This window comes from Campylobacter concisus (assembly GCF_002165785.1).
In the GTDB taxonomy this organism is placed as follows: Bacteria; Campylobacterota; Campylobacteria; order Campylobacterales; family Campylobacteraceae; genus Campylobacter_A; species Campylobacter_A concisus_W.
In genome coordinates this window covers 91349-117934 of the sequence record NZ_NDYO01000006.1, presented here as the reverse complement: position 1 = coordinate 117934, position 26586 = coordinate 91349, and the positions used below count along the sequence as shown (strand labels likewise).

At 37.8% G+C, this 26586-nt stretch carries 29 protein-coding genes, 1 tRNA gene and 1 pseudogene; 4 read left to right on the top strand and 27 right to left on the bottom strand.

The features are described 5' to 3' along the window. Position 1: 1 nt before the first annotated feature. From B9N62_RS05355 to aroQ, 14 genes are all read right to left on the bottom strand, one after another. A complete protein-coding gene (locus B9N62_RS05355; RefSeq protein WP_257640186.1) occupies positions 2 to 784 on the bottom strand; it encodes a hypothetical protein in 783 nt (260 codons plus the stop codon). Positions 785 to 805: 21 nt separating this feature from the next. Next, entirely contained in the window at positions 806 to 994 is a 189-nt protein-coding gene (locus B9N62_RS05350) for a helix-turn-helix transcriptional regulator (protein WP_087584691.1), read from the bottom strand. Between the two features lie 415 nt (positions 995 to 1409). Beyond that, positions 1410 to 1484 (bottom strand) — tRNA-Asn (locus B9N62_RS05345). A 112-nt stretch (positions 1485 to 1596) separates the two neighbouring features. Next, positions 1597 to 2619 (bottom strand): tRNA 2-thiouridine(34) synthase MnmA, encoded by a 1023-nt coding sequence (gene mnmA, locus B9N62_RS05340; RefSeq protein WP_087584690.1) that lies wholly within the window; start codon positions 2617 to 2619, stop codon positions 1597 to 1599. 48 nt (positions 2620 to 2667) lie between these two features. Beyond that, positions 2668 to 3261, bottom strand: coding sequence for an LOG family protein (locus B9N62_RS05335; protein ID WP_087584689.1), 594 nt, complete (start codon positions 3259 to 3261; stop codon positions 2668 to 2670). After that, positions 3261 to 4109 (bottom strand): flagellar motor switch protein FliY, encoded by an 849-nt coding sequence (fliY, locus tag B9N62_RS05330; protein WP_072594737.1) that lies wholly within the window; start codon positions 4107 to 4109, stop codon positions 3261 to 3263. Before fliY ends, B9N62_RS05335 begins: the two co-directional genes overlap by 1 nt. Continuing rightward, entirely contained in the window at positions 4099 to 5202 is a 1104-nt protein-coding gene (gene fliM, locus B9N62_RS05325; protein ID WP_054196277.1) for a flagellar motor switch protein FliM, read from the bottom strand. Before fliM ends, fliY begins: the two co-directional genes overlap by 11 nt. Continuing rightward, entirely contained in the window at positions 5202 to 5906 is a 705-nt protein-coding gene (locus B9N62_RS05320; RefSeq protein WP_021090868.1) for an RNA polymerase sigma factor FliA, read from the bottom strand. The genes fliM and B9N62_RS05320 overlap by 1 nt, the downstream gene beginning before the upstream one ends. Further along, positions 5878 to 6222: a hypothetical protein gene (locus B9N62_RS05315; protein WP_021090750.1), complete on the bottom strand. Its 345-nt coding sequence runs from the start codon at positions 6220 to 6222 to the stop codon at positions 5878 to 5880. The genes B9N62_RS05320 and B9N62_RS05315 overlap by 29 nt, the downstream gene beginning before the upstream one ends. A gap of 13 nt (positions 6223 to 6235) precedes the next feature. Then, positions 6236 to 7102: a P-loop NTPase gene (locus B9N62_RS05310; RefSeq protein WP_021090665.1), complete on the bottom strand. Its 867-nt coding sequence runs from the start codon at positions 7100 to 7102 to the stop codon at positions 6236 to 6238. Continuing rightward, on the bottom strand, positions 7095 to 8462 hold the full coding sequence (flhF, locus tag B9N62_RS05305; protein ID WP_087584688.1) for a flagellar biosynthesis protein FlhF: 1368 nt from the start codon (positions 8460 to 8462) through the stop codon (positions 7095 to 7097). Before flhF ends, B9N62_RS05310 begins: the two co-directional genes overlap by 8 nt. Positions 8463 to 8472: 10 nt before the next feature. Continuing rightward, positions 8473 to 8949, bottom strand: coding sequence for a 2-amino-4-hydroxy-6-hydroxymethyldihydropteridine diphosphokinase (folK, locus tag B9N62_RS05300; RefSeq protein ID WP_087584687.1), 477 nt, complete (start codon positions 8947 to 8949; stop codon positions 8473 to 8475). Beyond that, positions 8946 to 9971, bottom strand: coding sequence for a M24 family metallopeptidase (locus tag B9N62_RS05295; protein WP_087584686.1), 1026 nt, complete (start codon positions 9969 to 9971; stop codon positions 8946 to 8948). Before B9N62_RS05295 ends, folK begins: the two co-directional genes overlap by 4 nt. Further along, positions 9968 to 10447: a type II 3-dehydroquinate dehydratase gene (gene aroQ / locus B9N62_RS05290; RefSeq protein WP_087584685.1), complete on the bottom strand. Its 480-nt coding sequence runs from the start codon at positions 10445 to 10447 to the stop codon at positions 9968 to 9970. The genes B9N62_RS05295 and aroQ overlap by 4 nt, the downstream gene beginning before the upstream one ends. An 84-nt stretch (positions 10448 to 10531) precedes the next feature. On the opposite strand from aroQ, the gene mqnF reads away from it, so the two are divergent. Both mqnF and sppA read left to right on the top strand, forming a co-directional pair. Further along, positions 10532 to 11749 carry an aminofutalosine deaminase family hydrolase gene (gene mqnF, locus B9N62_RS05285; RefSeq protein WP_087584684.1) on the top strand — a complete coding sequence of 406 codons (1218 nt, stop codon included), beginning with the start codon at positions 10532 to 10534 and terminating at the stop codon, positions 11747 to 11749. Further along, positions 11737 to 12600: a signal peptide peptidase SppA gene (gene sppA / locus B9N62_RS05280; protein WP_087584683.1), complete on the top strand. Its 864-nt coding sequence runs from the start codon at positions 11737 to 11739 to the stop codon at positions 12598 to 12600. Before mqnF ends, sppA begins: the two co-directional genes overlap by 13 nt. A gap of 81 nt (positions 12601 to 12681) precedes the next feature. Here sppA and B9N62_RS05275 read toward each other — a convergent pair whose 3' ends face one another. From B9N62_RS05275 to B9N62_RS05265, 3 genes are all read right to left on the bottom strand, one after another. Continuing rightward, complete coding sequence (locus B9N62_RS05275) at positions 12682 to 13560, bottom strand: glutamate--tRNA ligase family protein (protein WP_087584682.1); 879 nt, start codon at positions 13558 to 13560, stop codon at positions 12682 to 12684. Continuing rightward, positions 13538 to 13783, bottom strand: a complete 246-nt coding sequence (locus B9N62_RS05270; RefSeq protein WP_009294719.1) for an RNA recognition motif domain-containing protein — start codon at positions 13781 to 13783, stop codon at positions 13538 to 13540. The genes B9N62_RS05275 and B9N62_RS05270 overlap by 23 nt, the downstream gene beginning before the upstream one ends. A 223-nt stretch (positions 13784 to 14006) precedes the next feature. Further along, positions 14007 to 14558, bottom strand: a complete 552-nt coding sequence (locus B9N62_RS05265; RefSeq protein ID WP_087584681.1) for a DJ-1 family glyoxalase III — start codon at positions 14556 to 14558, stop codon at positions 14007 to 14009. Between the two features lie 84 nt (positions 14559 to 14642). Between B9N62_RS05265 and B9N62_RS05260 the strand changes: the two genes are divergently transcribed. Then, the gene (locus tag B9N62_RS05260) at positions 14643 to 14900 is read left to right on the top strand and encodes a SelT/SelW/SelH family (seleno)protein (RefSeq protein WP_257640185.1); all 258 of its coding nucleotides are present in this window, start codon (positions 14643 to 14645) and stop codon (positions 14898 to 14900) included. Between the two features lie 339 nt (positions 14901 to 15239). On the opposite strand, the gene efp is transcribed toward B9N62_RS05260, so the two are convergent. The 8 genes from efp to pheS form a co-directional block, all read right to left on the bottom strand. Further along, positions 15240 to 15806 (bottom strand): elongation factor P, encoded by a 567-nt coding sequence (gene efp / locus B9N62_RS05255; protein ID WP_021090997.1) that lies wholly within the window; start codon positions 15804 to 15806, stop codon positions 15240 to 15242. A 19-nt stretch (positions 15807 to 15825) separates the two neighbouring features. Then, positions 15826 to 17406 carry a phosphoglycerate dehydrogenase gene (gene serA / locus B9N62_RS05250; RefSeq protein ID WP_257640198.1) on the bottom strand — a complete coding sequence of 527 codons (1581 nt, stop codon included), beginning with the start codon at positions 17404 to 17406 and terminating at the stop codon, positions 15826 to 15828. Then, the gene (locus B9N62_RS05245) at positions 17400 to 17828 is read right to left on the bottom strand and encodes a hypothetical protein (RefSeq protein WP_257640184.1); all 429 of its coding nucleotides are present in this window, start codon (positions 17826 to 17828) and stop codon (positions 17400 to 17402) included. Before B9N62_RS05245 ends, serA begins: the two co-directional genes overlap by 7 nt. Positions 17829 to 17887: 59 nt before the next feature. Then, positions 17888 to 19564: a 30S ribosomal protein S1 gene (locus B9N62_RS05240; protein ID WP_087584678.1), complete on the bottom strand. Its 1677-nt coding sequence runs from the start codon at positions 19562 to 19564 to the stop codon at positions 17888 to 17890. Between the two features lie 80 nt (positions 19565 to 19644). Then, positions 19645 to 20469: a 4-hydroxy-3-methylbut-2-enyl diphosphate reductase gene (locus B9N62_RS05235; protein WP_087584677.1), complete on the bottom strand. Its 825-nt coding sequence runs from the start codon at positions 20467 to 20469 to the stop codon at positions 19645 to 19647. After that, the gene (gene aroA / locus B9N62_RS05230) at positions 20459 to 21736 is read right to left on the bottom strand and encodes a 3-phosphoshikimate 1-carboxyvinyltransferase (protein ID WP_087584676.1); all 1278 of its coding nucleotides are present in this window, start codon (positions 21734 to 21736) and stop codon (positions 20459 to 20461) included. Before aroA ends, B9N62_RS05235 begins: the two co-directional genes overlap by 11 nt. After that, positions 21733 to 24069, bottom strand: coding sequence for a phenylalanine--tRNA ligase subunit beta (pheT, locus tag B9N62_RS05225; protein WP_087584675.1), 2337 nt, complete (start codon positions 24067 to 24069; stop codon positions 21733 to 21735). Before pheT ends, aroA begins: the two co-directional genes overlap by 4 nt. Further along, positions 24066 to 25061, bottom strand: coding sequence for a phenylalanine--tRNA ligase subunit alpha (pheS, locus tag B9N62_RS05220; RefSeq protein ID WP_087584674.1), 996 nt, complete (start codon positions 25059 to 25061; stop codon positions 24066 to 24068). The genes pheT and pheS overlap by 4 nt, the downstream gene beginning before the upstream one ends. 118 nt (positions 25062 to 25179) lie before the next feature. On the opposite strand from pheS, the gene B9N62_RS05215 reads away from it, so the two are divergent. After that, on the top strand, positions 25180 to 25533 hold the full coding sequence (locus B9N62_RS05215) for a histidine triad nucleotide-binding protein (RefSeq protein ID WP_072594719.1): 354 nt from the start codon (positions 25180 to 25182) through the stop codon (positions 25531 to 25533). Between the two features lie 40 nt (positions 25534 to 25573). On the opposite strand, the gene B9N62_RS11025 is transcribed toward B9N62_RS05215, so the two are convergent. Both B9N62_RS11025 and B9N62_RS11020 read right to left on the bottom strand, forming a co-directional pair. Then, entirely contained in the window at positions 25574 to 25882 is a 309-nt protein-coding gene (locus tag B9N62_RS11025) for a CZB domain-containing protein (protein ID WP_374188110.1), read from the bottom strand. 84 nt (positions 25883 to 25966) lie between these two features. Continuing rightward, positions 25967 to 26245 (bottom strand): annotated as a pseudogene (locus B9N62_RS11020) (methyl-accepting chemotaxis protein); the annotation flags it as partial. Between the last annotated feature and the right edge of the window lie 341 nt (positions 26246 to 26586).

The window sequence follows — 26586 nt, the reverse complement described above, 5'->3', positions numbered from 1 at the left end:
TTTAATTTTTTAGCTCTTGCTTGTCGTTAAACTCTTTTTCGTCTAGGTGCATTTGCTTTAGATTTTTATGTCTTGCCTTACTGCCGATTTTGCCTCTTAGAGCGATGCCGTCAAATACTATACCGCCCATTTCTTGCATGCTTCTACCGAATTTACTCGTATTTCCTTTTCCGTCGAATCTTAAATTTCTATGTTCTTTAAAGAGATAATTCGTAAAAATAAGCTGATAATGTTTAGTCTTTTCGTCGTTGCGCTCGCTAATCAATAAACACTTTACGCCGTATTTTGCACAGTATGATCTCGCAAATTTAAGGACTCTATCAAGCGAGACTTGGGCGTTGATAAAATTTGTCTCGGTTTGGCTTAAACCTTCTTTGGGTTCTTTTGGCCTTTGAGTACCAAAGCTAATAACTATCTCTGAAAATTCGACCATATTTTCACGCCAACGATTCTTTACCGCCTTGCCGTTTTTATCAATTTTAGTTTGGGCTTCGTAGTCGGCTTTCATATTTTCGTGGTATTTTTTCAAGAGTGCTTTTACATACTTTCTGTCGCTAAATTCCCTATCACTACTAGGTATCTCTCGCATGTGGCCGTTGTTGTTATACTCGCTAAGCACTATGTATCTATTATTGCGGCTGTTACCTCTAAGATATCCGATCTTAGAGGCGTGCTTAACCTCTCTAACATTGTGCTCATACCTTATAATAGACTTTTTGAGCGTCAAGAATTCGCTTCTCACGCAAAGAACTAGGTTGTGTCCGTCGATTTGAAGGGCATTCATTTACTTACTCCTTCTTAAGAATCAAGAACATGTCTTGATTCGTTTTTGAAAGATGTATGCAGCGATATCAGTAATCGCAAACGCTATACGAGAATTTTCCGCGTCGCCCATTTTAATGTAGCGAGGAATATCCCTGCCCCGCGATATACGAAGATCAAGAGTGGATACGCCGATACTAAGAAGTTTTGCCGTTTGTTGCTTGTTTAGCACCGCTTGTCCTTTGTACCGACCAGCTACATGCTTGAGAAAGTGTTTTGTACTCTACGTCGTTATATAGTTCATTAAGCATATTATTTTTCTCCTTTTGCTTAGTTCTTACATAACTAATTACGGCAACTTTTCATTTACTTTTGCTATTTTGAGTAGTTTTTGGATAGTTTTTGAAAAATTTTTAATACCCTATGGTTCCTTAGAGTATTTTAGAGTAGTCGAGAGTAAAAAATTGTTTTCTTGTTTTTAAAAACAAAAATAAAGCATCTTAGGTTGACTTAGAAAACATGGCGAGAAATTGGAATATTAAAAAATTTCGGGAACAAATAGGGAACAAATTTTATAAAACTAAGAAAACTTAAAGTTCTTGAAACATCGTTAAAATCAGGGTTCTAAAATGATTTTTGAAGAAGAATGGCTCCGGATGCTGGGTTCGAACCAGCGACCAAGTGATTAACAGTCACCTACTCTACCGCTGAGCTAATCCGGAACACTTGAAAAGAGCTCGTATTATAGACGAAAAGATATGTTTTGTCAATAAATTTTAGCTTAATTTATAAAAAATCACACAGAGCCCAATAAATTTTTATAAAAGGCTAAAACTAGCCTTTTATAAATCCACTTGCAATAACCTTATCGCCGTCATACATAACACAAAGCTGGCCTTGTGCCACACCAAGTGCATTTTGATTTAGCGTTAATCTCGCTGTTTTATTCTCTTTATCAACCTCAACAAAAGCATCAAGTTTAGGGCTTCTATATCTTATCTTAGTTTCGCACTCAAATTTATCTTTATCTATAAACAAATTTACGTTTTCAAGCTCGACTACCTTTTGAGCCAAGTCATCTTTTGTTCCTACGACGATCTCATTTTTATCGGCATTTATCTTTATAACAAAATGTGGCTCATGGGCGCCAAAAACCTCAAAACCACGGCGTTTACCGATAGTATAGTGCATATAGCCTTGATGACGGCCGATTATTTTGCCGTCTTTATCAACCACATTTCCTGGTAAATTTGTATTGTAATGCTTATTTAAAACTTCGATATAGGTATCTTCCACAAAGCAAATTTCACTACTTTCTGCCTGCGTAGCAAATTCTTCAAGCACTTTTACACTTCTTGCAAGCTCTTTTATATCTTTTTTAAATTTATCCCCAAGCGGGAAAATAACATCTTTTAATATCTCTTTTGGCACTTGAGCTAAAAAGTAGCTTTGATCCTTGCTAGGATCTTTTGCACATGTGATAAATCCATCAATAACTTGCACATAATGCCCAGTAGCAAGCTTCTCACAGCCATTTGCCTTTGCAAAATCAAGCAGTGCACCAAGCTTTATAAATTTATTGCACAAAGCACAAGGATTTGGCGTCTTGCCCTCTTTATAGAGCTTCACAAAAGGATCATAGACAAACTCGTTAAATTTATCCTGCAGATCCAAAATATGCACTTTTATGCCAAGATACTCGCCTACTTTTTTTACTTTTCTGATATTTTCTTCGTGATATCCTGGCTTTTGATGTAGCATCATATAGCAACCTTGCACTTCATGACCAGCTTCTTGCAGAAATTTAGCCGTCATAGTGCTATCTACACCACCGCTCATTGCGACCATTACTTTCATATTTTTTACCTCTTTGAAATTTAAAAGGGGATATTTTATATCTTATTTTTAAATAGCCAAAATTTCGTTTGCGATAAGCTCTAAATCATCGGTGATTTTGTATAAATTTATATCTTCTTTTTTTATTGTTTTTTGGCTAACTAGCGTATTTTTTATAAACTCATCAAGCCCTTGCCAAAATTCACTCCCAAAAAGAAAAATTTTTACTTTTTTACTACCAACTTGAGCAAGTACTAAAATTTCAAAAAGTTCATCAAGAGTGCCAAAGCCACCCGGAAAGACGACAAATGCGACTGAACGATCGGTGAGTGCAAACTTTCTTGGGCTTAAATTTGAAAAGAGATATTTTGCCGTAACGTAAGGGTTTGTATTTTGTTCAAACGGAAGTCTCACATTTAGTGCGACACTTGGAGACTTTGCGCTATCAAATGCGCCCTTGTTTGCGGCTCTCATTATGCCGTCTCCGCCACCAGTTAAGATGGCATATCCCAGCTCGTTTAGCTTATAAGCTAGTTCATAAGCCTTTTTGCAGTAGAAATTTTCTTCATCAAATCTAGCCGAGCCAAAGAAGGTAACATTTTTATTTTTATATTTTAAGACGTTTGGAAAATTTAAAAGATCACTAACTAATTCATTATTCATTATTTTAACTGTTGAAGCCTCTCGCGTTTTGAGCCTATCTGAGTGATCTGGATGCCAAAGTTTCCATCGATTATTACAACTTCGCCAAGGGCTATTACCTTATCGCCGATCAAAATTTCTAGTGGATCGTTTGCTAATTGATTTAGCTCAATAACTGAGCCAATATCCATGGTAAGCACATCTTTTAAGAGCATTCTTTTTGAGCCGATACGAACACGAATAGGTAGCCTAACATCCATTATAAGACCGATATTTCTCATCTCTTCAGCGCTAAAATCGCCCTTAGCTACGTGAGGGGTGCTTGCTGGTGCAGCTGGTGCTTCGGTCTTTGTTGGCTCAAAAAATTTCATCAACGAATGATCGCAAGCAAAACCGATATGCTCGCTTAAATCTTCGATTTTGACATTAAATAAAAATAACTTTTCATAAACACTAAAATCAAGCGAAGAATTTTCATCTAAAAAATTTACATTTATTACTTCAAAATTTATCTTTGGCATACCCTTTTGAGCGCCCAAGGACGTGCTAAAAGCACTAAAAAGGTTTGAAAATATCTCTTTTGCAGCGTCAAGCTCATCACTGCCTAAATTTTCATTCTTTGAAATTTCCTCTTCGCCCATCATCCATTCGCTAATGGCACTTATTAAAACCGGAGTGCATACTATCTCTGTTTTAGCATTGATATCGCCACTTAAAGAGATATTGGCCATCACTACTGGCGGTTTTATGCCATTTTGCGTTGGTGCATCAAATTCATTTCTTTCACCAACCTCTGGAGCTCTGCCCGTAAGTCCTTCGATAGTAGCTTTTAATTCGTTAGAAAATATATTAAAAAAATCATTCATCATCTTCGTCGTCCTCTTCTTCTTCCATTTTGCGCTCATTAGCTTCATACGCCATTAGCTTTGCTTTTCGCTCTTCTTCGTATTTTTCTAAGATATTTTTGATCTCATCTTTATCAGAGCGTATTAACTGTTCAATCCTTATAGATTTTCTAAATCTATGAAGCCCAACCTCAGCTAAGAAAACTTCTTTTTTATCGATACAAACGATTGCCTTGTCATCAGCTCCTCTATCAAGCCTTAAAATATCGCCTTCTTTTAAATTTAAAAACTCATTTACACTAATGATCGATTTGCCAAGTATAGCTTCATATAAAATTTCTGCTCGTCCGATAAGTGTTTTTAGCTCTTTGTTTCTACTTTTTTTTGCACTCGTTTCACCAAGCATAATGTCCCTGTTTGCAAGGCGTGAGAGTATCGGTTCTAGGTAGATAACCGGATAGCATAAATTTATCATACCGCTTGAGCCACCAACTATGATCTCCATAACGACCATGATGACGATCTCGTTTTGAGAGACGATCTGTACGACATTTGGACTGCTTTCTTTAGCTTCCACATTTGGGTACATATCAGTTATCATTGACCAGCTCTCTTTTAGACGCTGCATGATCATTCTAAGCACCGCATCAAGCAAATTTACTTCAATATCGGTTAGCTCTCTATTTGCCTCAAAATTTTCACCAGTTCCGCCAAGCAAACGATCTATCATCGGAAAAGCAATGCTTGGATTTATCTCCAAAACACAGTTTCCATCAAGTGGCTTTATAGAAAAGACGTTGAAACTAGTTGGACTTGGCAAACTCATCAAAAATTCGCCATAAGTCATCTGATCAACACTGTGAAGTCTGATCTCGACGATACTTCTCATAACACTAGAAATTTGACTAGCCAAATTTCTAGCAAGCTTATCATGGATACCTTTTATCGCACGGAGTTGCTCTTTACTAACGCGGTTTGGACGCTTAAAGTCATAAATAATAATCTGTTTTTGTTCGCCTTGCGATCTCTCTTCGACCTCGATATTACTCGTATCGCCGTCTTCATCAACAACTTCAAGTAGCGCGTCTATCTCTTCTTGACTTAAAATATCAGCCATTAAACCCCCAAGCTACGCCTGATACGATCAAGCAAACGTTTATGAATTTGTGAAATTCTACTCTCGCTGATATTCATGATCTGGCTTATCTCTTTTAAATTTAGCTCTTCATAATAATAAAGCTGAACCAACATCTGATCTCTTTCGTCAAAATCTTTTAAAGCCTCTTCTATTTTTAAAATGAGATCCTCTCTCTCAATGCTTTTCTCGACATCATTTTGACCAATTAGCTCCATTTGCTCGTCTATTGGCAAAATAGTAATGATACCGCTAACGCCTCTTGCCTCTCTTATCTTCTCAATATCTTCATTAAGCTTTTCGGCCAAATACTCATCGCTTGGCTCTTCTTCAAATTCATTAAAGTAGTTATCTATCTCGCTATTTATGCTCTTTACTAGCTTTCTATCGCTTCTGCTAACAACATCAAGCGTCCTTAGATAATCAAGCATAGAGCCATAAATTCTCTTTTTGCCATATCCCCAAAAAGAGTCATTTTGCTCCTTGTCATACTTCCTGCTAAGCTTTATCATCTCTTCAACACCAATGCTTATTAGGTCATTTGTATCTATACTTGATGGTAGCCTCTCTTTAAGCCTAAACGCCATTGCACGCAGTGCTGGCATATATTTTAAGACGATTTCGTCTTGTTCCTTTTTTATCGTGTTTTTATAAGCGTTAAGCTGCTTTTGCTTTAACTCGTGCATTTCGTTTACCAGAATCAAAATTTTCAGCAGTCATTTTTACCATTATATTTTCCATACGCTTTTCTCTAGTATTTAGCTCTGAGATGAGATAGTCTGCGATCTCTTCGTGTTTTTGTTTATCAAAAATTTTAGTTAAAGCCCTTTTTACATCGATGTAGTTCATGATAACAATGTGAATTATAAGATAAAAAAACAAAGTAATAACTAGTGTATAAACAAGCATTTCGATAGGCTCACTCACCTTTAGCAAGGTAAAAACTATACCTACAAAAAAGCCACAAACCGTAAAAAATGCTATAAAATTTTCTGCACGCAAAGCTCAATCTCCATTAAAATTGTTCTATCAAACGCTTAAAGAAGCCCCCAAAGCTCCTGCTTTGCTCATCGTTAAGCACTTTTCGTTCCAACCTATAAAGTAAATTCGAAGCTATCTGTTTTATCTGAGCGCTAGGCTCAGCATAAGCAGCGTCGTCTGTAAAAAGCGTTCGTTGTTTTATACTTCTTGAAACATTCTTATCAGAAGCCACAAATCCTATAAGCTCTAAATTTAAGCTAGGCCCGATATTTGCATTAGCAACGCGTTTGATATTTTCATAAATTCTAGTCGCTTCTGCTTCATTTTTTACCATATTTAAAAGCAAAAGCTCACTATTTTTAAACCTTGAGACGATCTTTATGACAGCGTACGCATCGGTTATCGCCGCAGGATCAGGCACAGTTACCACCACGACCTCATCGGCCGCTTCTAAAAATAGCTGTGTGCTACCGCCTATGCCAGCTCCGGTGTCAATGATCAAAAAATCAAGCTCATCAAGCTCGCTCGCCTCATCCAAAAACCTCTCAAATAAAAATTGATTGTTAAATTTTAAAATTTCATCGCCGCTCTCGCCAGGAATGAGGATCAAATTTTTATTTATAGGTATCAAGATATCTTTTAGGCTGCACTCACCTTTTAGCACGTGAAGTAAATTTTTACCCATTTTTACATTTAAGATGACATCAAGGTTTGCAAGGCCGATATCAGCGTCAAATAGCCCTACTTTGTAGCCATTTTTTGATAAAACATTTGCTAAATTTGCACTTATCGTACTCTTACCAACACCGCCCTTACCACTAGTTATCGCAATAAAATGCGTATTTTTGCTCTTGCTTTGAGACTGGACTAAATTTTGTAATTTTTGCGCTTGATTATTCATCGCTAGCCTTTTGCTTTGTAAAGCCGTCAAACACACACTCTACTAAAAATTCGCTCTTTGCCTCCACAAGATCATCAGGCACCTCTTGGCCTACGCTAAAGTAGCTAACCGGCGTATTTGTCTCATATATCAGCGAAAAGACATTACCAAAAATTTTTGTCTCATCAAATTTGGTGATTATCAGCGTATCAATATCCAAAAATGAAAACCCATTATAAATTTCTATTAGATCTTCAACCTTTGAGCCAGCCGAAAGGACCAAATTTACATCAATCTTTGCACCGCTATGCTTTAAAAATTTATCAAGCCTTTCAAGCTTTTCTTTGTCATACTGCGAATTTCCAGTCGTATCAATAAGTATCACATCACAATAATTAAGCTGCTTTATAGCATTTTGAAAGTCATCTATCTCAATAACATCGAGAATAGGCAGCTTCATCATTTTAGCGTATTGAAATAGCTGCTCAACCGCTCCGATACGATATGTATCAAGCGTGATGATACCTGTTTTATAGCGTTTTTCATTGCCGTAAGCAAAACGAGCAGCTAGCTTTGCAAGAGTCGTAGTCTTACCAACTCCAGTTGGGCCAACTAGCATCATGATACGTTGTTTTTTATCGCTTGGCTCTTTTCTGCAAGGTAGCATATTTCGCAAAAGCGAGTAAAAATATCTTTTTACTGCGGTTGGATTGCTCTTCATCGAGACTGGCAAATTTTCAAGCGTAGTTTGCATGATCGCCTCTAAATGCTCTTCTTTCATACCGCTTTGCTTTGCGAGCTTATAGATGCTAGCAAATTCTGGCGGGATCGAAAGATTATTGCGATTTGGGGCTTTTTCGTCCCAGATCATGTCAGTTATGAGCCCTATTTTCTCGCTTAGCACGCTTACTTGCTTTGCCACATCGTCTATTTTTTTATTCATACCATTTGGTATGCTCGACTCTTTATCTTTAACATCATCGATATTTACATTTGCGATCGTGCTTATCTCTTTTGCAGCAGCTGAGATATTTAAAAGCACGCTCTCGTTTGGATCATAAGGCTCGGGTGACGCTGTCTTTGCCTCAAATTTAGCTGGCTCTTCTTTTATCTCAAATTTTGGCTTAGCAGGTTCATAGTTTTTGTTAAATTTAGAGTAGGCATTTTCGTAGTTTATGGCTTTTGTATTTGGTTTTGTGGGCTGCTTTACGTCGTCCTCTTCAACGCTTACTAAAATTTCATAAAGCGGCTTTTTGTTTATCGTTTTGGCTTGAATCTGTTTTGTAGTAACTAGTATGGCCTTCTCGCCGCACGTTTCTTGAGCCTTTTTCAAAGCTTCAATAGTGCTCTCGCCTGTAAAAGTATGAAATTTTGTAGCCATTTATATCCTTTTAACCTCTCATAAGCCCTAGTGGCACGATCACGCTAAGCCTCTTATCAGCCCCAGGATGTGGCACGATAAGGCGCGGCGTCTTATAGACCTTCTTACTAAAATACAAAATATCCAGATCAAGCGTACGTGGTGCATTTTTAAATGTCCTGATACGCTTAAATTTACTCTCATAGTGCCCCAAAATTTTTAGAGTTTCTCTAGGGCTCATAGATGTTTGTAAATTTATAACAGCGTTACTAAAGTCATCCTGCGCTTCATAACCAAACGCCGCATTTATAAGGATCGGCGAGACTTCAACTACGTGAAACCTGCTATCACTTGTAATCGCTCTTATAAATCTATCAAACCTCTTTGCGCTATCGCCGATGTTACCACCCATACCAACTAGCGCCTCATATTTAAACTCATCTCTTTTATGAAAAGAGCTAGGGCAAAAACGGCTTTTTATGATCTTTCTTGCTCCAGCTAGCCTCATAAAATCTCACACCCACCTTCTCTTGCAACCACCACGTCCTCAATGCGCACGCCAAATTCATTTTCTAGATAAATTCCAGGCTCTATACTAAAGACCATGCCCTCTTTTATGAGCGTTTCGCTCCTTGCTGAGATGACTGGAAGCTCGTGTATATCAACACCCACGCCGTGCCCTGTCGAGTGAAAAAAGGCCTTTTCATATCCAGCTTTTGCTATCACGCTTCTTGCTGCAAGGTCTATCTCGCACGCCCTAACTCCAGCCCTTGCGACCTTTATAGCAGCAGCCTGAGCCTCTTTTACGATCTCGTAAATTTCTTGCATTTTGGCGTTTTTAAATTTTTGCTCCTTTGAGAAGTTAAAATTTTCATCAAAGCAAGCAGTTCTGGTGCGATCAGAGCAGTATCGCTTAAATTTAACCCCAGCATCAAGTAGTAGCAAATCGCCCTTTTTTAAAATTTTATCCCCAGGCAGCGCATGTGCCTTTGCGGCATTTTCATTTATCGCCACGATCGGATCAAAGCTAAGACCTAGCTCATTTTTTTGCCTAAAGATGAGTGAGGCGTTAAAATGAAGCTCTTTTTCGCTCATCCCTTCGCCATTTTCACGCACAAATTTAGCAAATTCATCAAAGCATTTAGCTCCAAATTCACTAGCTTTTTTTAAAATTTTTATCTCATCTTCACTTTTGCAAATTCTCTTTAGTCTAGAGAAATTTGCCTTTGGCTTGAAATTTATCTTAAATCCCTTGCTAAGCGCGTTAAACTCGCTTAGACTTAGCTCATCAGGGTTAAAAACAAGGCTGCTTGGCTTCATTTTTCTTAAAAATGCCCTAACCTCGCTTATTAAATTTCTCTGTGCTAAAAGAACGACCACGCCTGCATTTACGCAGCTTTTTGCCTCGAAATAATACCTCGCGTCCGTGAAAAAGTATTTTACGCCATCAAGGCATAGCAAAAACTCATTATCGCAGCTATAACCGCACTCGTAAAATACGGCATTTTCGTCCTTTAAGATGAAATTCATTGTGCTTTTTGATTTGCTCTTACTGCTTTGATTTGCTCAAAAATTTGAAGCATGCCTATCATCGCCAAATGATAGCCAACTGGTCCAAAGCCCACGATCTGGCCTGCTGCAACTGGTGCGATGAGGCTTTTGTGGCGGAACTCTTCTCTTCTATAAACGTTGCTGATATGCACCTCGATAACTGGCAGCGCAACCGCACTTAGCGCGTCACGGATAGCGATAGAGGTGTGAGTGTAAGCGGCTGGGTTCATGATGATGCCGTCAGCATCGCCCAAGCACTCTTGGATCTTATCGACTAGCTCGCCCTCAAGGTTGCTTTGAAAAAACTCGATCTCAACGTCATTTTGATCGGCAACGATCTTCATTTGAGAGTGGATATCCTCCATCTTCATAACGCCATAAATTCCTGGCTCTCTAGCGCCAAGCATGTTGATATTTGGGCCTTGGATAACCATTATTTTTAGCTTTTTATCCATGTCACTCCTTTTTGATTAAATAGCCTAAATTATACATTTTCGTTCCTAAATTTTCGCTACAATAACAAAAATTTAAGGCCAAAAATGGAAATTCTAAAAGCAAAAAAGATCATCACTGGCGGAGAAAATCCAAAAATTTTAAGAAAATCTTGTGTTGTCATTGATAATGATAAAATTTTAGAAATTTTAAGCGAAAAAGAGGCACAAAAAAAATTTAAAGAGGCGAAAATTTGCGACTTCGGTGACAGCGTGATAGCCCCAGCGTTCGTAAATACACACGTTCATTTAGAATTTAGCTCAAACGTTAGCACACTAAAATATGGTGATTTTATAAAATGGCTTGGCTCTATCATCGATAAAGGTGGCGAGCTAGCTAGAATGGACGCTAAAAAAGCGATGAATGAAGCCATAAATTCGCTGCTAAAAAGCGGAGTTTGTACCATTGGCGAGATCTCTAGCTTTGGCTCGGAGCTTGAAATTTTAGCCAGCAGCCCTTTAAAAGTCGTGCTTTTTAGTGAAATTTTAGGCTCAAACGAGCAGATGGCTCAGCAAAATTTGCAAAATTTCTTAGCAAAATTTGAAAAAACAAAGAGCTACAAAAACCAAAATTTCGCACCAGCCATCTCACTACATTCGCCCTACTCTGTGCACCCAAGACTCGCCAAAGCAGCCCTTGAGATCGCTAAAAAAGAGGACTTGCTTGTAAGCACACACTTTTTAGAGAGCAAGGCTGAAAAGCAGTGGTTGGAGTGTGGCACTGGAGGGTTTAAAAAACATCTTTTAAGGTTTAGCCCAGATCCAAAGCCGATGTATGACGACAAGAGCTACTTTGAGATGTTTCGTGAGATAAATACACTATTTACGCACTGCGTTTATGTGAGCGATTTTGCTAAATTTAGGCCTCATCACAGCGTAACACACTGCGCCGTTTCAAACAGACTGCTTGGTAAAAAGGCGCTAAATTTAAAAGAAATTTTCAAAAACAATGTAAGTCTAAACATCGGCACAGACGGCCTTAGCTCAAACATCAGACTAAATTTCTGGCATGAGCTAAGAGCTGCTTTATTTACCCACACGAGCCTTGATCTAAACAAGCTTGCCACCAGGCTTTTTGTCGCTGCAACGCATGGGGGTGCAAAGGCACTTAGGACAAATAACGGCGAGATAAAGGCCGAGCTTGCTGCTGATCTTGCAGTCTATAACGACCTAGAGTGCGATGATAGCGAGTTAATACTTCAGCTTATACTTCATACAAATGAAGCTAAAAAACTATATATCGGAGGCAAAATTTGCAAATTTTAAGGCTTATTTTTAGAGGATTTTTGGGAATTTTTAAATTTATCAATAACTACTTTAAGGCGCTCATATTTTTACTCATCTTATTTTTCATATTCGCACCAGATGGCAAGATGAAAGAGCCAAATTTAGCCCGCATAGACATCACCGGCACGATAATGGACACAAGCGAAATTTTAGAAGCATTAGAAAAGGCAAGGCTTGATAGCAACATCAAAGGCGTGCTACTCTACATCGACAGCCCAGGAGGAGCGCTAAGTCCTAGCGTGGAGCTAGCCATGGCGGTCAAGAGGCTAAAAGAGAGCAAAAAAGTGCTCGCATACGCTGCTGGCAACATGGCAAGTGGCAGCTACTACGCTGGCGTAAATGCCGATACTATCGTAGCAAACCCAGGCGCTTTCATAGGCTCCATTGGCGTCATCATGCAAGGGGCAAACATCGAAAATTTAGCCAAAAATTTAGGCGTGAGCGAGCAGGTGGTGAAGGCTGGCGAGTTTAAAGAGGCTGGCACTTTTATGAGGAGCTGGAGCAAGCAGGAGCGTGAGAGCTTGCAAGGGCTCGTAAATGACGCTTACACGCTCTTTGTAAGCGACGTGGTGGAGGCTAGAAATTTAGATATCAAGAAAAAAGACGAGTGGGCAAACGCAAGGGTTTTTTTGGCTCACAATGCCCTAAAAATTGGGCTAATAGACAGCCTTGGTAGCTACATAGACGCTCAAAACGAGCTAGCTAAAATGAGCCTCGTAGATGAGCCAGTTTGGCAAGAAAAACCGCAGATCGAAAAGATAATGGAGAAATTTACAAAGCAAGGCATAAACTCGCTTTTTAGTGCATTTTTCGAAACAAAGCTTAGATAATTTTTCAAAAAATTTATAAATTTAAGCATCAAACAATAGGCTAAAAGAGTTTTAAATAAATTCTTTTAGCCAAGTCAAATGCTAAAATTTTGCAATATTTTTAAGCTTAAACTCGTAAAGAAGATTTGAAATTTTATCTGTAGATTTGATGTCCAGTCCAAGATCATTTGCCAGTATCTTGTAATAAATTTGTGGGCTAACGCTTAAATCAATCGGTGGTGATTTTGAGCTTTTAGATAGCTTTTTGCCGTCTTTTAAAAGCAGCTTATGATGAATAAAGATAGCCTCTGAGAAGTTAAAATTTAGCCTTTTTGCGATGTATCTTTGAGCTAGCGTACAAGGCAGCAGATCTTCCCCTCTAACAACCAAATTTATACCCATATCTTCATCATCTATCACACTTGCAAAGTTGTAAGCTGGCGTAAAATCTTTTTTATAAATCACAAAATCGCCCATTTGCTCTGCCACAAGCTTACCAAGAGGATCACCCTCATCTACGCTTAGCCTAATGGCGGTCTTGTCTTTTATAAATTTTAGATTTTTATTTTTACAAATTTTAGTGTAAATGCCATTTTCATAGGCATTCTTTGTGGTTCTTGAACACTCGCAGATATAAATTTCATCTAGTTTTTCAAGTACATCTTCGTATCTTTTAGCTCTTATTTTGAAGCTAAAATTACGCTCAAAGTCACTTACGCTAATTGGACCTTTATCGTATTCAAGCCCTAAAAACTCTAAAACATCAAAGATATTTTGGACAAATTCTTGCCGGTATCTACCAAGGTCATAGTCATCGATGCGTAAGTGCAAAATACCATTTACCGAACGTGTCAAAAGATAAGTTAGGATGAAGTTATAAGCATTGCCAGCATGCAAAAAACCACTAGGAGTAGGAGCTATGCGGGATGCTATGCCACCATTTGGTGGCAAATAGTCATTAATCCCTTGGTCTAGCCTCATTTACCCTTAAAGTACGTCCGCCTAGTTCTTTTTCATTTAGTGCGTCTATGGCTTTTTGCCCCTCGTTTGCATCGTCCATTTCAACAAAGCCAAAGCCTTTTGAGCGATCAGTTTCTCTATCTTTTACTATTTTTGCTCGCCTTACTTCACCAAATTGTGCAAAGGCTTCCTTTAATTCTGCCTCTGTCGTCCTATACGACAAATTTCCTACATAAATATTCACAGGAGTATTCCTTAAAAAAATTACCGATTTATTCGGTTAGTGTGATAATAGCTAATTTTCGTCAAAAAGATGTAAAAAATCAAAAATTTATTATATTTTTTTGAAAAATATTCTTAAAAGCTACAAACTCGTATATATAGAGCTTCTATAACTATCACTAAACAAAATCTAATCTTAAATTTAAAAAGAATAATTAAATAAAAAACTATTTTATCTTTATAAGCTATTTATAAAGTAAATTATTCTTTACTTGAAGATAGGCTTCATCGCCAAGTAAATTTTTAACTATAAAAAGTGCAAATTCCATTGAAAATGCAGGACCCTTTCCTGTGATGATGTTTTGATCTTTTAGCACGTTTTTATCGCTCACGTAGCCTCTTTTGTCGCTTCTTACATTTTCTTCGAATCCTGGATAACAAACAAAATGATCTTTTAGCACACCAGCACTCTCAAGCACCATAGGAGCAGCACAAATGGCACAAATAAGCTTATTGCTTTTATCAAAATTTTGCAAAATTGCTTTGAGCCTTGTATTGTTTGCTAGATTGCTAGCTCCTGGAAGTCCACCAGGAAGGACGATCGCATCATAGTCTAGCTCTTTCATCTCACGAAGTGTTACGTCGGCTTTTACGCATATATTGTGACATCCTTTGATGTTTACGTCATTTAGCCCAACAATAGAAGCTATCGCTCCAGCTCTACGTAAAACATCAACAGAAGTTAGTGCTTCTATCTCCTCAAATCCTTCAGCTAAAATCACAGCAACTTTTTTCATAAATTTATCCTTTACAATAATATGTTTTATTTGTTAAGTAAAATTCTATATAATGTTGGCTTATTTCACAAGAAAGGACAGAGCATGCAAGTAAAAATTATTTACTGCAACTCTTGAAACTATCGTCCGGTAGCTTCTCGTGTAGAAGATGAAATAAAAGCGAACTTTAGTGATGCAAGAGTCGAAAAGGTTGTAGGTGATGGTGGAAATTTCATCGTCGAGGTTGATGGAGATGTTATATTTTCTAAGAAAGATCGTATCGGAAATGATGAAGCGAGATTTCCTCACGGTGAAGAGATCACAACTCTTATAAACAAATATCTCAAAGAAAAGTCGGCTTAATGCTAGCTACCGAGACGGGAAACCGTCTCGTTTTTCCCCTATTTTTGACTTACGGTTCTACTATCCTAATATAAAATTTTATAGTTAAAACATTTGCTTATCTCGCTAAGAATTTTCATTATTTTATATATTTTTTTGATTTTTGAAGATTTTATGAGCTGATATTTGGCTATATTTGGATTTTTATAAAATATAAAAATTTTGTGTATTCTAAGCTAACACTGTTTGAAATTTTACAATGTAGAAATGAAGTTTTTGCTAAAGCCAATACTTTTTAAATAGTGACTTTAGCTAAGCATTAGGCTTACTAAACGTTTTAGTAAGAAAGATTAAACTGCATTATTTATTCGCACGCTCGATATACTCGCCGCGAACAGTATCCACACGGATAACTTCGCCTTCAAGTACGTGAAATGGTATCTGAACTACCGCACCACTCTCAAGAGTAGCTGGCTTTTTACCGCCTTGTGTATCACCCTTGAAATTTGGTGGAGTCTCAACTATCTTTAGCTCAACTACTTGTGGCACTTCAACGCCGATCGCATTGCCATTGTGAAATAAAATTTCAACCATCATGCCATCGATCATCCATTTTTTAACATCACCCACATCCTCATCGCTAATAGCAACTTGCTCATAAGTAACCGTATCCATAAATTGACAATATTCACCATCATCATAAAGATACTGCATCTCTTTTTCTTCAAGATGTGGTTGCTCGCATTTATCGCCTGCGTGAAAAGTTTTTTCAAGCACTTTTCCGTCGATAAAAGATTTGATTTTCGCACGAACAAAAGCTGCACCTTTGCCCGGTTTAACGTGTTGATATTCTACGATTTTATAAGGAACGCCATCGATCTCGATCTTTAGCCCTTTTTTTAGATCGCCCATTGAATATGAAGCCATTTTTTATCCTTTCAAAATTTTATATAACTGCGTATTGAGCCCAAACGCAAGCTTCAAGTGCGTTTAGTCTCTCTAACGTTTCTACTTTTATATGTTCATCAACCAAGATGACAGCAAGTGCCATATTGTGATCATCTCTACCAAGGCGGAAGTCTGCGATATTGATCTTTTCATCAGCCAAGATTTTACTAATCTGAGCGATAACGCCTGGCACGTCATGATTTTTAAAGATGATCATCTTACCTTTTGGCTTAAAGTCGGTCTTAAATCCATTTATTGTTACGATACGTTGCTGATTTTCACCAAATACCGTTCCACCTACGGTTACAATACCATTTTCAGTAGTTAAGCGAACGGTAATTTTATTTTTAAAAATGCTATCTCCACCAAGGCTAGTTTCGGTCACTATACCTTTTTCATCGCATAAAAATTTAGCATTTACATAATTTATCGCATCACCAAGACTCTCTTTTAAAGCACCTACGATTGCAAAAGTTAGCATTGAATTTGCATATTCGCTAATCTGACCGTGAGTCTCGATACGAATGGCCTTGATAACGCTTTTATTTATCTGTGCAGCAAGAAATGCCATCTTGCTTGTAAGATCGATATAAGGCTCAACAAATGGCGGTAGATCTTCTGTTTTTATAGGTAAATTTAATGCATTTGGATAGCTTATACCACGAGCTGCTAAAATAGCTTGTTCGACTGCCTCGACTGCGATATTTCGCTGTGATTCAAGAGTATTTGCTCCAAGATGTGGAGTGACACTTACATTGTTTAGATCAAGAAGTGGATGATCAGTCGCTGGCTCTTTTGTAAAAACATCAATACCAGCGAATGCTATTTTGCCACTTTTTAGTCCTTCATAAAGCGCTTCTTCGTTATAAAGACCGCCTCTAGCGCAGTTTATAAGTCTTACGCCATCTTTCATTTTTGCGATCTCTTTAGCGCCTATCATATTAGTCGTCTCTTTAGTTTTTGGCGTATGTATCGTAATAAAATCACATGCTAAAATATCATCAAAATTTTTAGTATAAGTACCGCCCATGTCGATAACTTTAGATGGGTCAATATATGGATCATAAGCGATGATCTCCATACCAAAAGCTTTTGCACGAACAGCTACTCTCGAGCCAATATTTCCAAAGCCGATCACGCCAAGCTTTTTCTTAAAAAGCTCAACCCCATACCATTTCTCACGCTTCCAAATTCTATCTAGCTTTAGATCATTATGAGCGTATTCAAGAGATCTAGCTGAAGCTAGCATATGCGCCATTGTTAGCTCAACTGCAGCAATAGTGTTTGCAGTTGGAACGTTCATAGCTATTATGCCACGCCTTGAGCATCCTTCTATATCGACATTATCTACACCAACACCAGCTCTAACAATAGCTTTTAGTTTTTTACCAGCGTTTAAAAAGGCCTCGTTTACTTCAGTTGAGCTTCTTGTTATAGCAACATCAGCCTCGCCTAAAATTTTTAAAAGTTCATCTTTGGGAGTATTAACTGCGTCTATTACGTTTATATCTTGCTCTTTTTTTAAAAGTTCAAAACCTACTGGATGTATCGCATCGCAAACAATGATAGTCTTCATAATTTTACCTCTCTCACACTTGAGTGGATATCATAAACTCTTAGTTCTAAAATGATATTTTGTAGAAGTTTAGAGTCTTGAGTATTTAAAAATATCTGGCTTTTTGCACCATCTTTTACAACAGTAAAATCAACCTCGCTTTTTCTTAAAGTCTGCATCAAACAAAACATTGAATAGATATCATTTTTATCTATCAAAAGTTCATATGCAGTAATCTTTGGTCTTTCTATTTTGGGTCGGTTGTATTCTATAAAAATTTCATTTACGGGCAGTACATAATCTCTTTTTCTAATAGTTGCTAGCTCACTCATCCAGTTGGTATTACTGGTCGTGTTTTTGGTTAAATTTTGCTCATTTGTGATATTTTCTTCAGATATTTGACTGAAATTTACACTTGCAAATTTAACAAGAGAAATTCCAACCAAACCCAATATTACAAATAGCAGGACAACTACTAATAAAAGTATGCGTCTGCCCATTTAAACTAAAGTAATTGTTCTTTTATAATATCGCCAAGTGTTACTTTATCATCGTTATCATTGATCTCATTTAACACTTCACGCTCTTTTTGTTTTGCTAAACGGCGTATGCTCAGGCGAATTCTATTTTTCTTCTCATCGATAAATGCGATAGCTGCTTCGATCTCATCGCCGATCTTAAGTGTGCTAACGTCTACACTACCTAAATCTTCTTTGCGGATCAGCGCATCAACGTTATCACCAAGCTCTACAAATACGCCAAAGTCTTTAATGTCACGAATTGTTCCTTTTACGATATCGCCTACATTAAATTTATCAGCAAATGCTTGAACTGGACTTTGTTTTAGGTCTTTTAGGCTAAGTGAAACTTTTTGTTCAGCACTATCGATTTTTATTATTTTTACTTCAAGCTCGTCACCAGCTTTAAACATATCTTTGCATTTATCGTTTCTATCCCAAGACGCGTCTTCATTATGTAGTAAGCCTTCAACGCAACCCACTCTAACAAATGCACCAAAATTTGTGATAGTTGTCACAACGCCTTTTACTACGTCACCCTCTTTGTGTTTTGCCTTAAACTCATCAAATGGCTTTGGAAGTAAATTTTTAAGGCTTACTCTTAGACGATGTCCTTTTGCATCTATCTCGATAACCTCAACATCAATCTCTTGACCTTCATTGATGTGATCTTTTGGATTTTTGATATTTTTGTCCCATGAAATTTCAGATATATGTAAAAATCCTTCAATATCATTTCCAAGATCGACAAATGCGCCATAAGGCTCGATATTGCTAACTGTAACTTTGATAGTGTCACCAACCTCTAGTCCATCATTTATGATCTCTTCCCAAGGATCTGGAGTAGCTGCCTTGATAGATAAAGATAGGTGGCGTTTTTCGTTGTCATAACTGATAACTTTAACTAAAACTTTATCGCCTTCTTTATATAGTGAGCTAGGGTTTACTGGGCCTTTATAACTTATCTCGCTGTAATGAACAAGCCCATCGACACCGCCAACATCAACAAACATACCATAAGTTGTGATTTTTTTAACTGTGCCCTCTATAACGCTATCATTTTCTACTATGCTTGATAGAGCTTCTTTACGTTTTTTGCGATCATCGTCTAAAATTTTCTTTCTAGAGACAACTATGCTATTTTCTTCTTTATCAATTTTTATAACTCTTACCTTATATGTTTTACCAATTACTCCTTCAGCGTTTTTAAAGCCACTATGAGTTTTTGGTAAGAAAAATTCCACCCCATTTACATCTTGAGTTATAAAACCACCTTTATTTTTTCCAACTACTTTTACGTCGATTTCGCCAGAATTTTCAGGATCGTAAGCTTCGATGAAAGCTTTAACTTTCTCTTTTCTAAGTGCTTTTTTGTGCGACACTATAGGTCTTCCATTTCTTGATCCAGTTATTACAACTTTGATCGTATCGCCAACTTTATGCGTCAGATTTCCGTTTACGTCAGTGATCTCAGAAAGATTCAAAATACCTTCTGACTTCTTGCCAACGTCGATTAAAACCTCATCGCCATTGATACTGACGATCTTTGCGTCACTATCTTCTTCAGTCTTTTTAAAAGACTCCTCTAACATCGCAGCAAAATCGATATCCTCGATATCTTCGTCTTTTGCTTTTCCTAATTGAACACTTTTGTTCACAGCCATCTTGATCCTTTAAATTTTATTATGCCAGTAGAGGCAAATTAGCTTATTATAGTTAATTGTGGCTTTAGCTAGGATAAATTTTATACTTTTTTGATTCTGTCAACGACTTTTTGTATGATCCAGTCAGGCGTACTTGCACCAGCACTTATGCCACACAAATTTTTTCCATCAAACCATGACTTTTCAAGCTCTTCTTCGCTTTCTATCAAGTAGCTATCTTCGCAGAAATTTTTAGATATTAGGTAGAGTTGTTTTGTATTTGAGCTATTTTTTCCACCGATTATTATCATCACGTCAGCCCTTTTTGCCAAATTTTTAGCAGCCTCTTGGTTTTCAAATGTTGCGTTGCAGATAGTGTTAAAAACACGCACCTCTTTTACATGAAGCATAAGGTAGTTTGCGATCTGCATAAATTTCTCAACTTTTCTAGTCGTTTGGCTAACAAGCGCGACTTTTTGTTTAAATTTGATACCCTCTAGCTCGCTCTCTTCAAGCACGACATAGACGTTACCCTTGGCATATGACTTCACGCCCTTTACTTCAGGGTGATGCATGTCGCCATAAATTACCACATCATAGCCTTCTTCGCTCATTTTTTCACAAATTTGCTGTGGCTTTGTCACAAACGGGCAAGTTGCGTCGATCACTTTTATATCTGTCTTTTTTAGCTCTGCAAGGTCATTTTTAGTGATGCCATGAGTGCGGATGATCGCCTTTTTCTCATCTTTTAGCTCGTCTATGCCATCAAGTGTCTTCACATTGTAGTTCTTTTCAAGCCTGTTTATCTCTTCGTTATTATGGATGAGTGGCCCAATGGTTGCAGCATCTCCTGCATTTTCAGCGATCTTTATCGCCCTTTTTACACCAAAGCAAAATCCATAACTACTAGCAAGCTCAATCTTCAACTCTAGCTCCCATTTTCTTTAAAATTTCAGCAAAATTTGGAAATGAAGTGGTGATAAATTCACTCTTCTCTATCTGCATGCCACACTTTAGCCCAAGCACAGCAAAACTCATCGCAATCCTGTGATCCCCGTGACTATCTATCGTGGCAAATTTAGCCTCTGAACCATTTATGATAAAGCCATCTTCAAGCTCGCTAGCATCAACGCCGCACTGCTTTAGCGCATTTATCGTGACAGCTATCCTGTCGCTCTCTTTTACACGAAGCTCTTTGGCATTTATTAGCTTGCTTTGGCCTTTGGCGTAGGCAAATGCGATGGCTAAAGCTGGAGCTTCGTCGATGAGCCACGAGATATTTTCGCTAACTTCTACACCTTTTAAGTTTGGTGAGTATTTAACCTCGATATCACCGATATCTTCGTATTTACTTGAGGTTTTGTGAAATTTTATCTCAGCTCCCATTTTTTCTAGAATTTTATAAGCTTCGATACGAGTTTTATTTAGTAAGATATTTTTTAAAATAATGTGCGAGTCCGGAATGATAAGTGCTGCGACCGCAAAGAAAAATGCCGAGCTTGGGTCATTTGGCACGTCTATATCAAGTGGCGCAAGTGGGGCTTTCATCGGCTCTAGCTTGATCTCTAGGCCGTCACGCTTTATATCAGCTCCCATGCCAGCAAGCATACGCTCGGTGTGATCCCTGCTTAGCTCTGGTTCGCTAAATTTGCAGCCATTTGAATAAAGTGCTGCCAGCAAAAGCGCACTTTTTACCTGGGCTGAGGCAATCTTGCTTTCAAAACTAAATCTTTCAAATTTCGTCCCTCTTATGCAAAGTGGAGCGTTGCTTGCGTTGTTTGCACCATCTATCTTTGCACCCATATCGTTTAGAGGTTTTGCTATTCTAGCCATTGGACGTGAGTTTAAATACCTATCGCCACTTAGCACGAAAAAGCCATCCTGTGCGGCTAGTAATCCCATAAAAAGTCTCATTGCCGTACCAGAGTTACCACACTCTAAAATTTCATTTGGCTCTTTTATCTTTTGTGGCGGCATGATCGTTATTTCAGAGCCATCGTCCTCAACTTTTGCGCCTAAAAGCTGAACTATCTTTAATGTATTTAGTGTATCGCCAGCACTTAGATAGTTTCTAATGTGAGATGGTTTGTCGCTTAAAAGTGAAAAGATCGCGCATCTATGCGATATTGATTTATCCGCTGCGATGTCGTCAATAGTTAAATTTAGACTTTTTTCTAATGGATAAATTCTCATCTTATTCCAATATTTAGTTTCTCTTTTAGCTCACCTAAAATTTTATCCATAAGTGCGTTTATATCATCATCCTCAAGTGTTTTTTCCATATCTTGGAATGTAAATTTAAGGCTAAGGCTGATCGCGCCATTTAGCTTCGCATCTTTATAAATATCAACTGGTAAAAACTCTTTTAGCTCTTTTAAATTTAGTCCTCTTATGCACTCATAAATTCGTCCGGCCTCGAAATTTTCAGGTACGATAAGACTAAGATCCCTTGTTGTGCTTTGAAATTTTGAGTAAGGTACTGCCAAAATTGGTTCAAATTTAAGCTTTGCAAAATCAATCTCACAAACATATGTTCTTGGCAGATCTCTCTTTGCTTCTACTCTTGCATCGACTCTACCGATATAGCCAATATTTTCGCCATTTTGATAGATATGTGCCTGCTCGTATGGGCTAAGATACGATAGTTCGCGGCAAGGTTTTAGCTCAAATTTACCTATGACGTTTTGCACCATCGATGCAAATGCGTAGAAATTTACCTCCTCACCTTTTGCGCCGTTTATCAGAGTCGGCTCTTTCAAAAGTCCAGACACAACAAAGCCTAAATTTAAGCCCTGATTTGCATTTTCATCAAAAATTTCTCCAAGCTCAAATAGTCTAACTGAGCGTTTCGAGTTTTTGATATTTTTCTCGCTTGAGCTTAGAAGGTGATTAACAAGTGTCGGTCTAAGCGTGTTTAATTCGTTGTTTATAGGATTTAGTATCTTGACTTTGCATGGCTTAAAATTTAGCTCACTAAGCTCGTCCTCACTATCAAAGACATAGTGCACACTTTCAAAAAAGCCATTATCAGCTGCACGGCGTCTTAAATTTAGGGCGTTTTTATAGTCAAAATATGTCTTATTTAGCCTATTTTTCTCAGAGAAATTTAGTGGTTTTGAGGCGATATTGTCTATGCCTACTATCCTTACGATCTCCTCACAAACATCGTGAGAATTTACTATATCATGGCGAAATAACGGCACTTTTACGTTAAAGCTCTCTTGCTCAACGTTTACCGCAATCTCAAAGCCAAGTTTCTTTAAAATTTTAACGACATCATTTCTAGCAATATCTTGACCGATCATATTTTTAAGCTCAAAAAGAGAGATGCTTAGTGTTATAGGCTCGGTGTTTAAAAGCGACTGCTGTGAGCCAGCAAAGAGATTTAGTGCATCTTTAAAATTAGCAAGCCTTTTAAATAAATAATCCGCACCATAAGCTAAATTTGGCTCACTGCCACGACTTGAGCGATAAATTTGATTACCTTTTGGTAAATTTTTATTTTCAAAAATAGCTTTTGAAACTACATCTGGCTTTACGTAGCTAGCTTCTACTAGGATCACTTTTGACTTCTCATCTACCCTTGCTACGTCACTTTGGTAAATTCCAGCAATGCCTAAATTTTTATCCCCGCAATAAACGACACATTCGCTATTCTCGCCATTTTTTATATCAAAAACAGCCTTTTCGCCTTCACTTACAAGTTTAGCGTGATCATAAGCCCTAAATAAAACGCCCGTGCAAAATGTCGCGTATTCAAGCAGTCTCTCAACTAAATTTGTCTTTTGGCACTCTATTAATGCTAGACGCATGCGAGTTATTAGATTTTCATATAGTCCCTCTTTTAGTTCAAAAGCCTTATATAAAAATGACCCATTTACTTTATCCTCTGCTCGCACAGAAGCTATTCTACCAATACCTAGTAAATTTTCGCTCTCATCGTCTTCGTGACTATCTTTCATATTTAAATCAAGCGCTGCACAAATTTCTCTTGCGATGCCATGTAAATTTTGGCAATCGCCTCTGTTTGCTGTTACATCAACTTCGATTATCGTATCTTTAAATATCTCAAATTCACTAAGACTTGTACCAAGTTTTAGCTTGCCGATACTCTCATCAAGTGGTAAAATTCCATCGCTTACCTTTGGAAGTCCCAGCTCACTTGAAGAGCAGATCATACCACTTGACTCGATACCTCTTAGCTTTGCTTTTTTTATCTCAAGACCATTTGGCATAGTCGTGCCAATAAGTGCAACTGGCACAAACTGGCCAGCTTCAACGTTTTTAGCCCCACACACGATCTGAAGCGTCTCTCCACCAACATCCACTTGACAAATGCTTAGTTTATCGGCATCTGGGTGCTTCTCTCTACTTTTTATGTAGCCAACCACAATACTCTTTGGTAAATTTATCTCTTTATAGCTATCAACTTCTAGCCCGATAGAATTTAATGTCTTTGAAAGTGTCTCGCCGCTAACGTCGCTAAGGTCGATCCACTCGTTTAACCAATACTTTGAAATTATCATTTAAACTGCTCCAACAATCTTAAATCTCCCTCAAAAAGCGACCTTAGATCAGGCACTCTATGAAGCAACATCGCAAATCTCTCAACGCCAAGGCCAAAGGCATATCCGCTTACATTTTTATAGCCAACCGCCTTAAATACATTTGGATCCACGACGCCGCATCCAAGCACCTCAAGCCAAGTAGTCTGCTTGCACACCCTGCAACCCTTACCATGACAGAATATACAACTAATATCAACCTCAGCGCTAGGCTCCGTAAATGGAAAGAAGCTAGGGCGAAAACGCACTTCAACGTCGCCAAACATGTGCTTTAAAAAGCCCTCAAGCATTGATTTTAAATTTGCAAAGCTAACTTTGTCTGCATCCTCCACCACAAGGGCCTCGACCTGGTGAAACATCGGTGTATGCGTTAAGTCCATATCGCGTCTAAAGACGGTGCCAGGCGCTATCATGCGAATAGGCGGCTTTTGATTTAACATGGTTCGCACCTGAACTGGGCTTGTATGAGTCCTTAAAAGTCTAAAATCATCTAGGTAAAATGTATCTTGCATGTCCCTTGCTGGGTGGTATTTTGGTAAATTTAGCGCTTCAAAGTTGTGAAAATCATCTTCTATCAGTGGTCCGGTTTCAAGTGAGAAATTTAGCGCTAAAAAGTACTCAATTATCTTATCCATCGTAGCCATAACAGGGTGCAGCGCTCCGCTAGCAACAGGCTCATTAAATAGCGTGATATCAGCGGCTTCTTTTTTCATCTTGTTATCTATCTCTTGTTCGCTAAGCTCAGCTTTTTTAGCTTCTATTAGCGCGCCAAGCTCATCTCTTTGCTTGTTTAAATTTGCTGCAAATTCCTTTTTCTCATCTTCACCAAGCTCTTTTAGCTTTGCAAAACCTTGCGCCAAGATGCCCTTTTTGCCAAAAATTTCTACCCTGACCTTCTCAAGATCGTCAAGCGTTGAAATTTCATTTTTGATTTTATTAACGAAATCTTGCAATTTTTTACCTTTATAAATTTTTGAGTCGATTTTATAGAAAAAGAGTTAAAATCAAGATAAAGAGCACGAAATTTAAGCACACTTTGATATAATTTTGCAAAATTTCAAAGGAGCTAAAATGACCATATTTGAAAAGATCGTAGCTGGTGAAATCCCTTGCAACAAAGTGCTTGAAAGCGAGAAATTTCTAGCTTTTAACGACATAAACCCAAAAGCGCCGATCCACATCCTAATCATCCCAAAAAAACACTATAAAAATTTCCAAGAGATGGATCCGATTTTAATGGGAGAGATGACAAAATTTATCCAAGAAGTGGCGACCTTAATGGGCGTTGATAAGAGCGGATACCGACTCATCACAAACTGCGGTGAAAACGGCGGTCAAGAAGTTATGCATCTACATTTTCACCTACTTGGCGGAGCTAAGCTTGGCTGGAGCGAAGGCGTAGCTGATCCACAAAGCACATTTTAATAACTTATAAATCTTAGACTCAAAGCATGAGTCTAAGATTTTATTTTCTTGCAGACTTAATAGCTTCAAGCAACTCTTCAAAACCTACTTTACTTGAGTTTTCTACATCCTTTAATATTTCAACGCCAGGTAGATTTCCTTTGTCTTTATCAGCAAAAATAACCATCGCTTTTTCTAGTCCATGATGAACATTTTCATGATGAGCTGAGATACTTGAGAGAATTTTGGCATCTTTTACAAGAGTATTTTTCACATCTTTTTCATACCATTTGCCAAATCTACACTCATGAACATCTTGAATCTTATTAAACTCATTTAAAAGCACGCCTCTATATCCATTTAATTTCATATTTATATGATCTATTTTTCCATTGCTTACATAGACTTCATTTGTAACATTTAGAGCCTGATTTAGGATATTTTGCGTATTTGCATTTACGCTTGAGATATTTCCTTCAAATCCACCTAAAATTTTCATAGCATTTGCAGAAATTTTTGAGAAATTCTCACTCATTTCGATCATCGTATTCGCACTTTGCTTAAGGCCATTTATATTTACTTCTACTTCAAGTGTCGCTTTTTGAGTGCGTTCAGCTAGCTTTCTAACCTCATCTGCTACGACAGCAAAACCTCGTCCATGCTCACCCGCACGAGCTGCCTCGATAGCAGCATTTAGAGCTAGTAAATTTGTCTGATCTGAGATGTCTTTAATGAGATTTATAATCTCAACAATCGAATTTACGCTTCCATCAAGCGAAGAGGCGTCGTTTGAGAGATCACCACTCATCTGGCTTACTTGTTCAATCGAGTTTAAAATTTCAGCCGTTTGCGACTTGAGTTCGCCTGTCTCTTTGAAAGTCTTTTCATTTAGTCCATTTATACTTTCAAGCATTTTTAGGTTTTCTTCCATTGTTAATTGCAAGAAATTTATACCATCTTGATAACTTGAAAGCAATAAATTTACAGCCTCTTGCTTATCCTTGGCTTGCTCTTTTGGCTCGCAAGTTTTTACATTTTTTAGCTCATTTTTAAGTGCTAAAATTTCAGCCTTTA

Excerpts from the sequence above, each read along its gene's own strand:
- mqnF (WP_087584684.1), top strand. The coding sequence starts at position 10,532 with ATGGAAATTCTAAAAGCAAAAAAGATCATCACTGGCGGAGAAAATCCA.
- B9N62_RS11025 (WP_374188110.1), bottom strand. The coding sequence starts at position 25,882 with ATGAAATTAAATGGATATAGAGGCGTGCTTTTAAATGAGTTTAATAAG.
- fliM (WP_054196277.1), bottom strand. The coding sequence starts at position 5,202 with ATGGCTGATATTTTAAGTCAAGAAGAGATAGACGCGCTACTTGAAGTT.
- B9N62_RS05335 (WP_087584689.1), bottom strand. The coding sequence starts at position 3,261 with ATGAATAATGAATTAGTTAGTGATCTTTTAAATTTTCCAAACGTCTTA.
- flhF (WP_087584688.1), bottom strand. The coding sequence starts at position 8,462 with ATGGCTACAAAATTTCATACTTTTACAGGCGAGAGCACTATTGAAGCT.
- B9N62_RS05320 (WP_021090868.1), bottom strand. The coding sequence starts at position 5,906 with ATGCACGAGTTAAAGCAAAAGCAGCTTAACGCTTATAAAAACACGATA.
- aroQ (WP_087584685.1), bottom strand. The coding sequence starts at position 10,447 with ATGGATAAAAAGCTAAAAATAATGGTTATCCAAGGCCCAAATATCAAC.
- mnmA (WP_087584690.1), bottom strand. The coding sequence starts at position 2,619 with ATGAAAGTAATGGTCGCAATGAGCGGTGGTGTAGATAGCACTATGACG.
- B9N62_RS05240 (WP_087584678.1), bottom strand. The coding sequence starts at position 19,564 with ATGGCTGTGAACAAAAGTGTTCAATTAGGAAAAGCAAAAGACGAAGAT.
- B9N62_RS05215 (WP_072594719.1), top strand. The coding sequence starts at position 25,180 with ATGACCATATTTGAAAAGATCGTAGCTGGTGAAATCCCTTGCAACAAA.
- B9N62_RS05275 (WP_087584682.1), bottom strand. The coding sequence starts at position 13,560 with ATGAGGCTAGACCAAGGGATTAATGACTATTTGCCACCAAATGGTGGC.
- B9N62_RS05265 (WP_087584681.1), bottom strand. The coding sequence starts at position 14,558 with ATGAAAAAAGTTGCTGTGATTTTAGCTGAAGGATTTGAGGAGATAGAA.
- efp (WP_021090997.1), bottom strand. The coding sequence starts at position 15,806 with ATGGCTTCATATTCAATGGGCGATCTAAAAAAAGGGCTAAAGATCGAG.
- B9N62_RS05310 (WP_021090665.1), bottom strand. The coding sequence starts at position 7,102 with ATGAATAATCAAGCGCAAAAATTACAAAATTTAGTCCAGTCTCAAAGC.
- folK (WP_087584687.1), bottom strand. The coding sequence starts at position 8,949 with ATGAGGCTAGCTGGAGCAAGAAAGATCATAAAAAGCCGTTTTTGCCCT.
- B9N62_RS05355 (WP_257640186.1), bottom strand. The coding sequence starts at position 784 with ATGAATGCCCTTCAAATCGACGGACACAACCTAGTTCTTTGCGTGAGA.
- pheT (WP_087584675.1), bottom strand. The coding sequence starts at position 24,069 with ATGATAATTTCAAAGTATTGGTTAAACGAGTGGATCGACCTTAGCGAC.
- aroA (WP_087584676.1), bottom strand. The coding sequence starts at position 21,736 with ATGAGAATTTATCCATTAGAAAAAAGTCTAAATTTAACTATTGACGAC.
- fliY (WP_072594737.1), bottom strand. The coding sequence starts at position 4,109 with ATGATGAATGATTTTTTTAATATATTTTCTAACGAATTAAAAGCTACT.
- B9N62_RS05295 (WP_087584686.1), bottom strand. The coding sequence starts at position 9,971 with ATGAATTTCATCTTAAAGGACGAAAATGCCGTATTTTACGAGTGCGGT.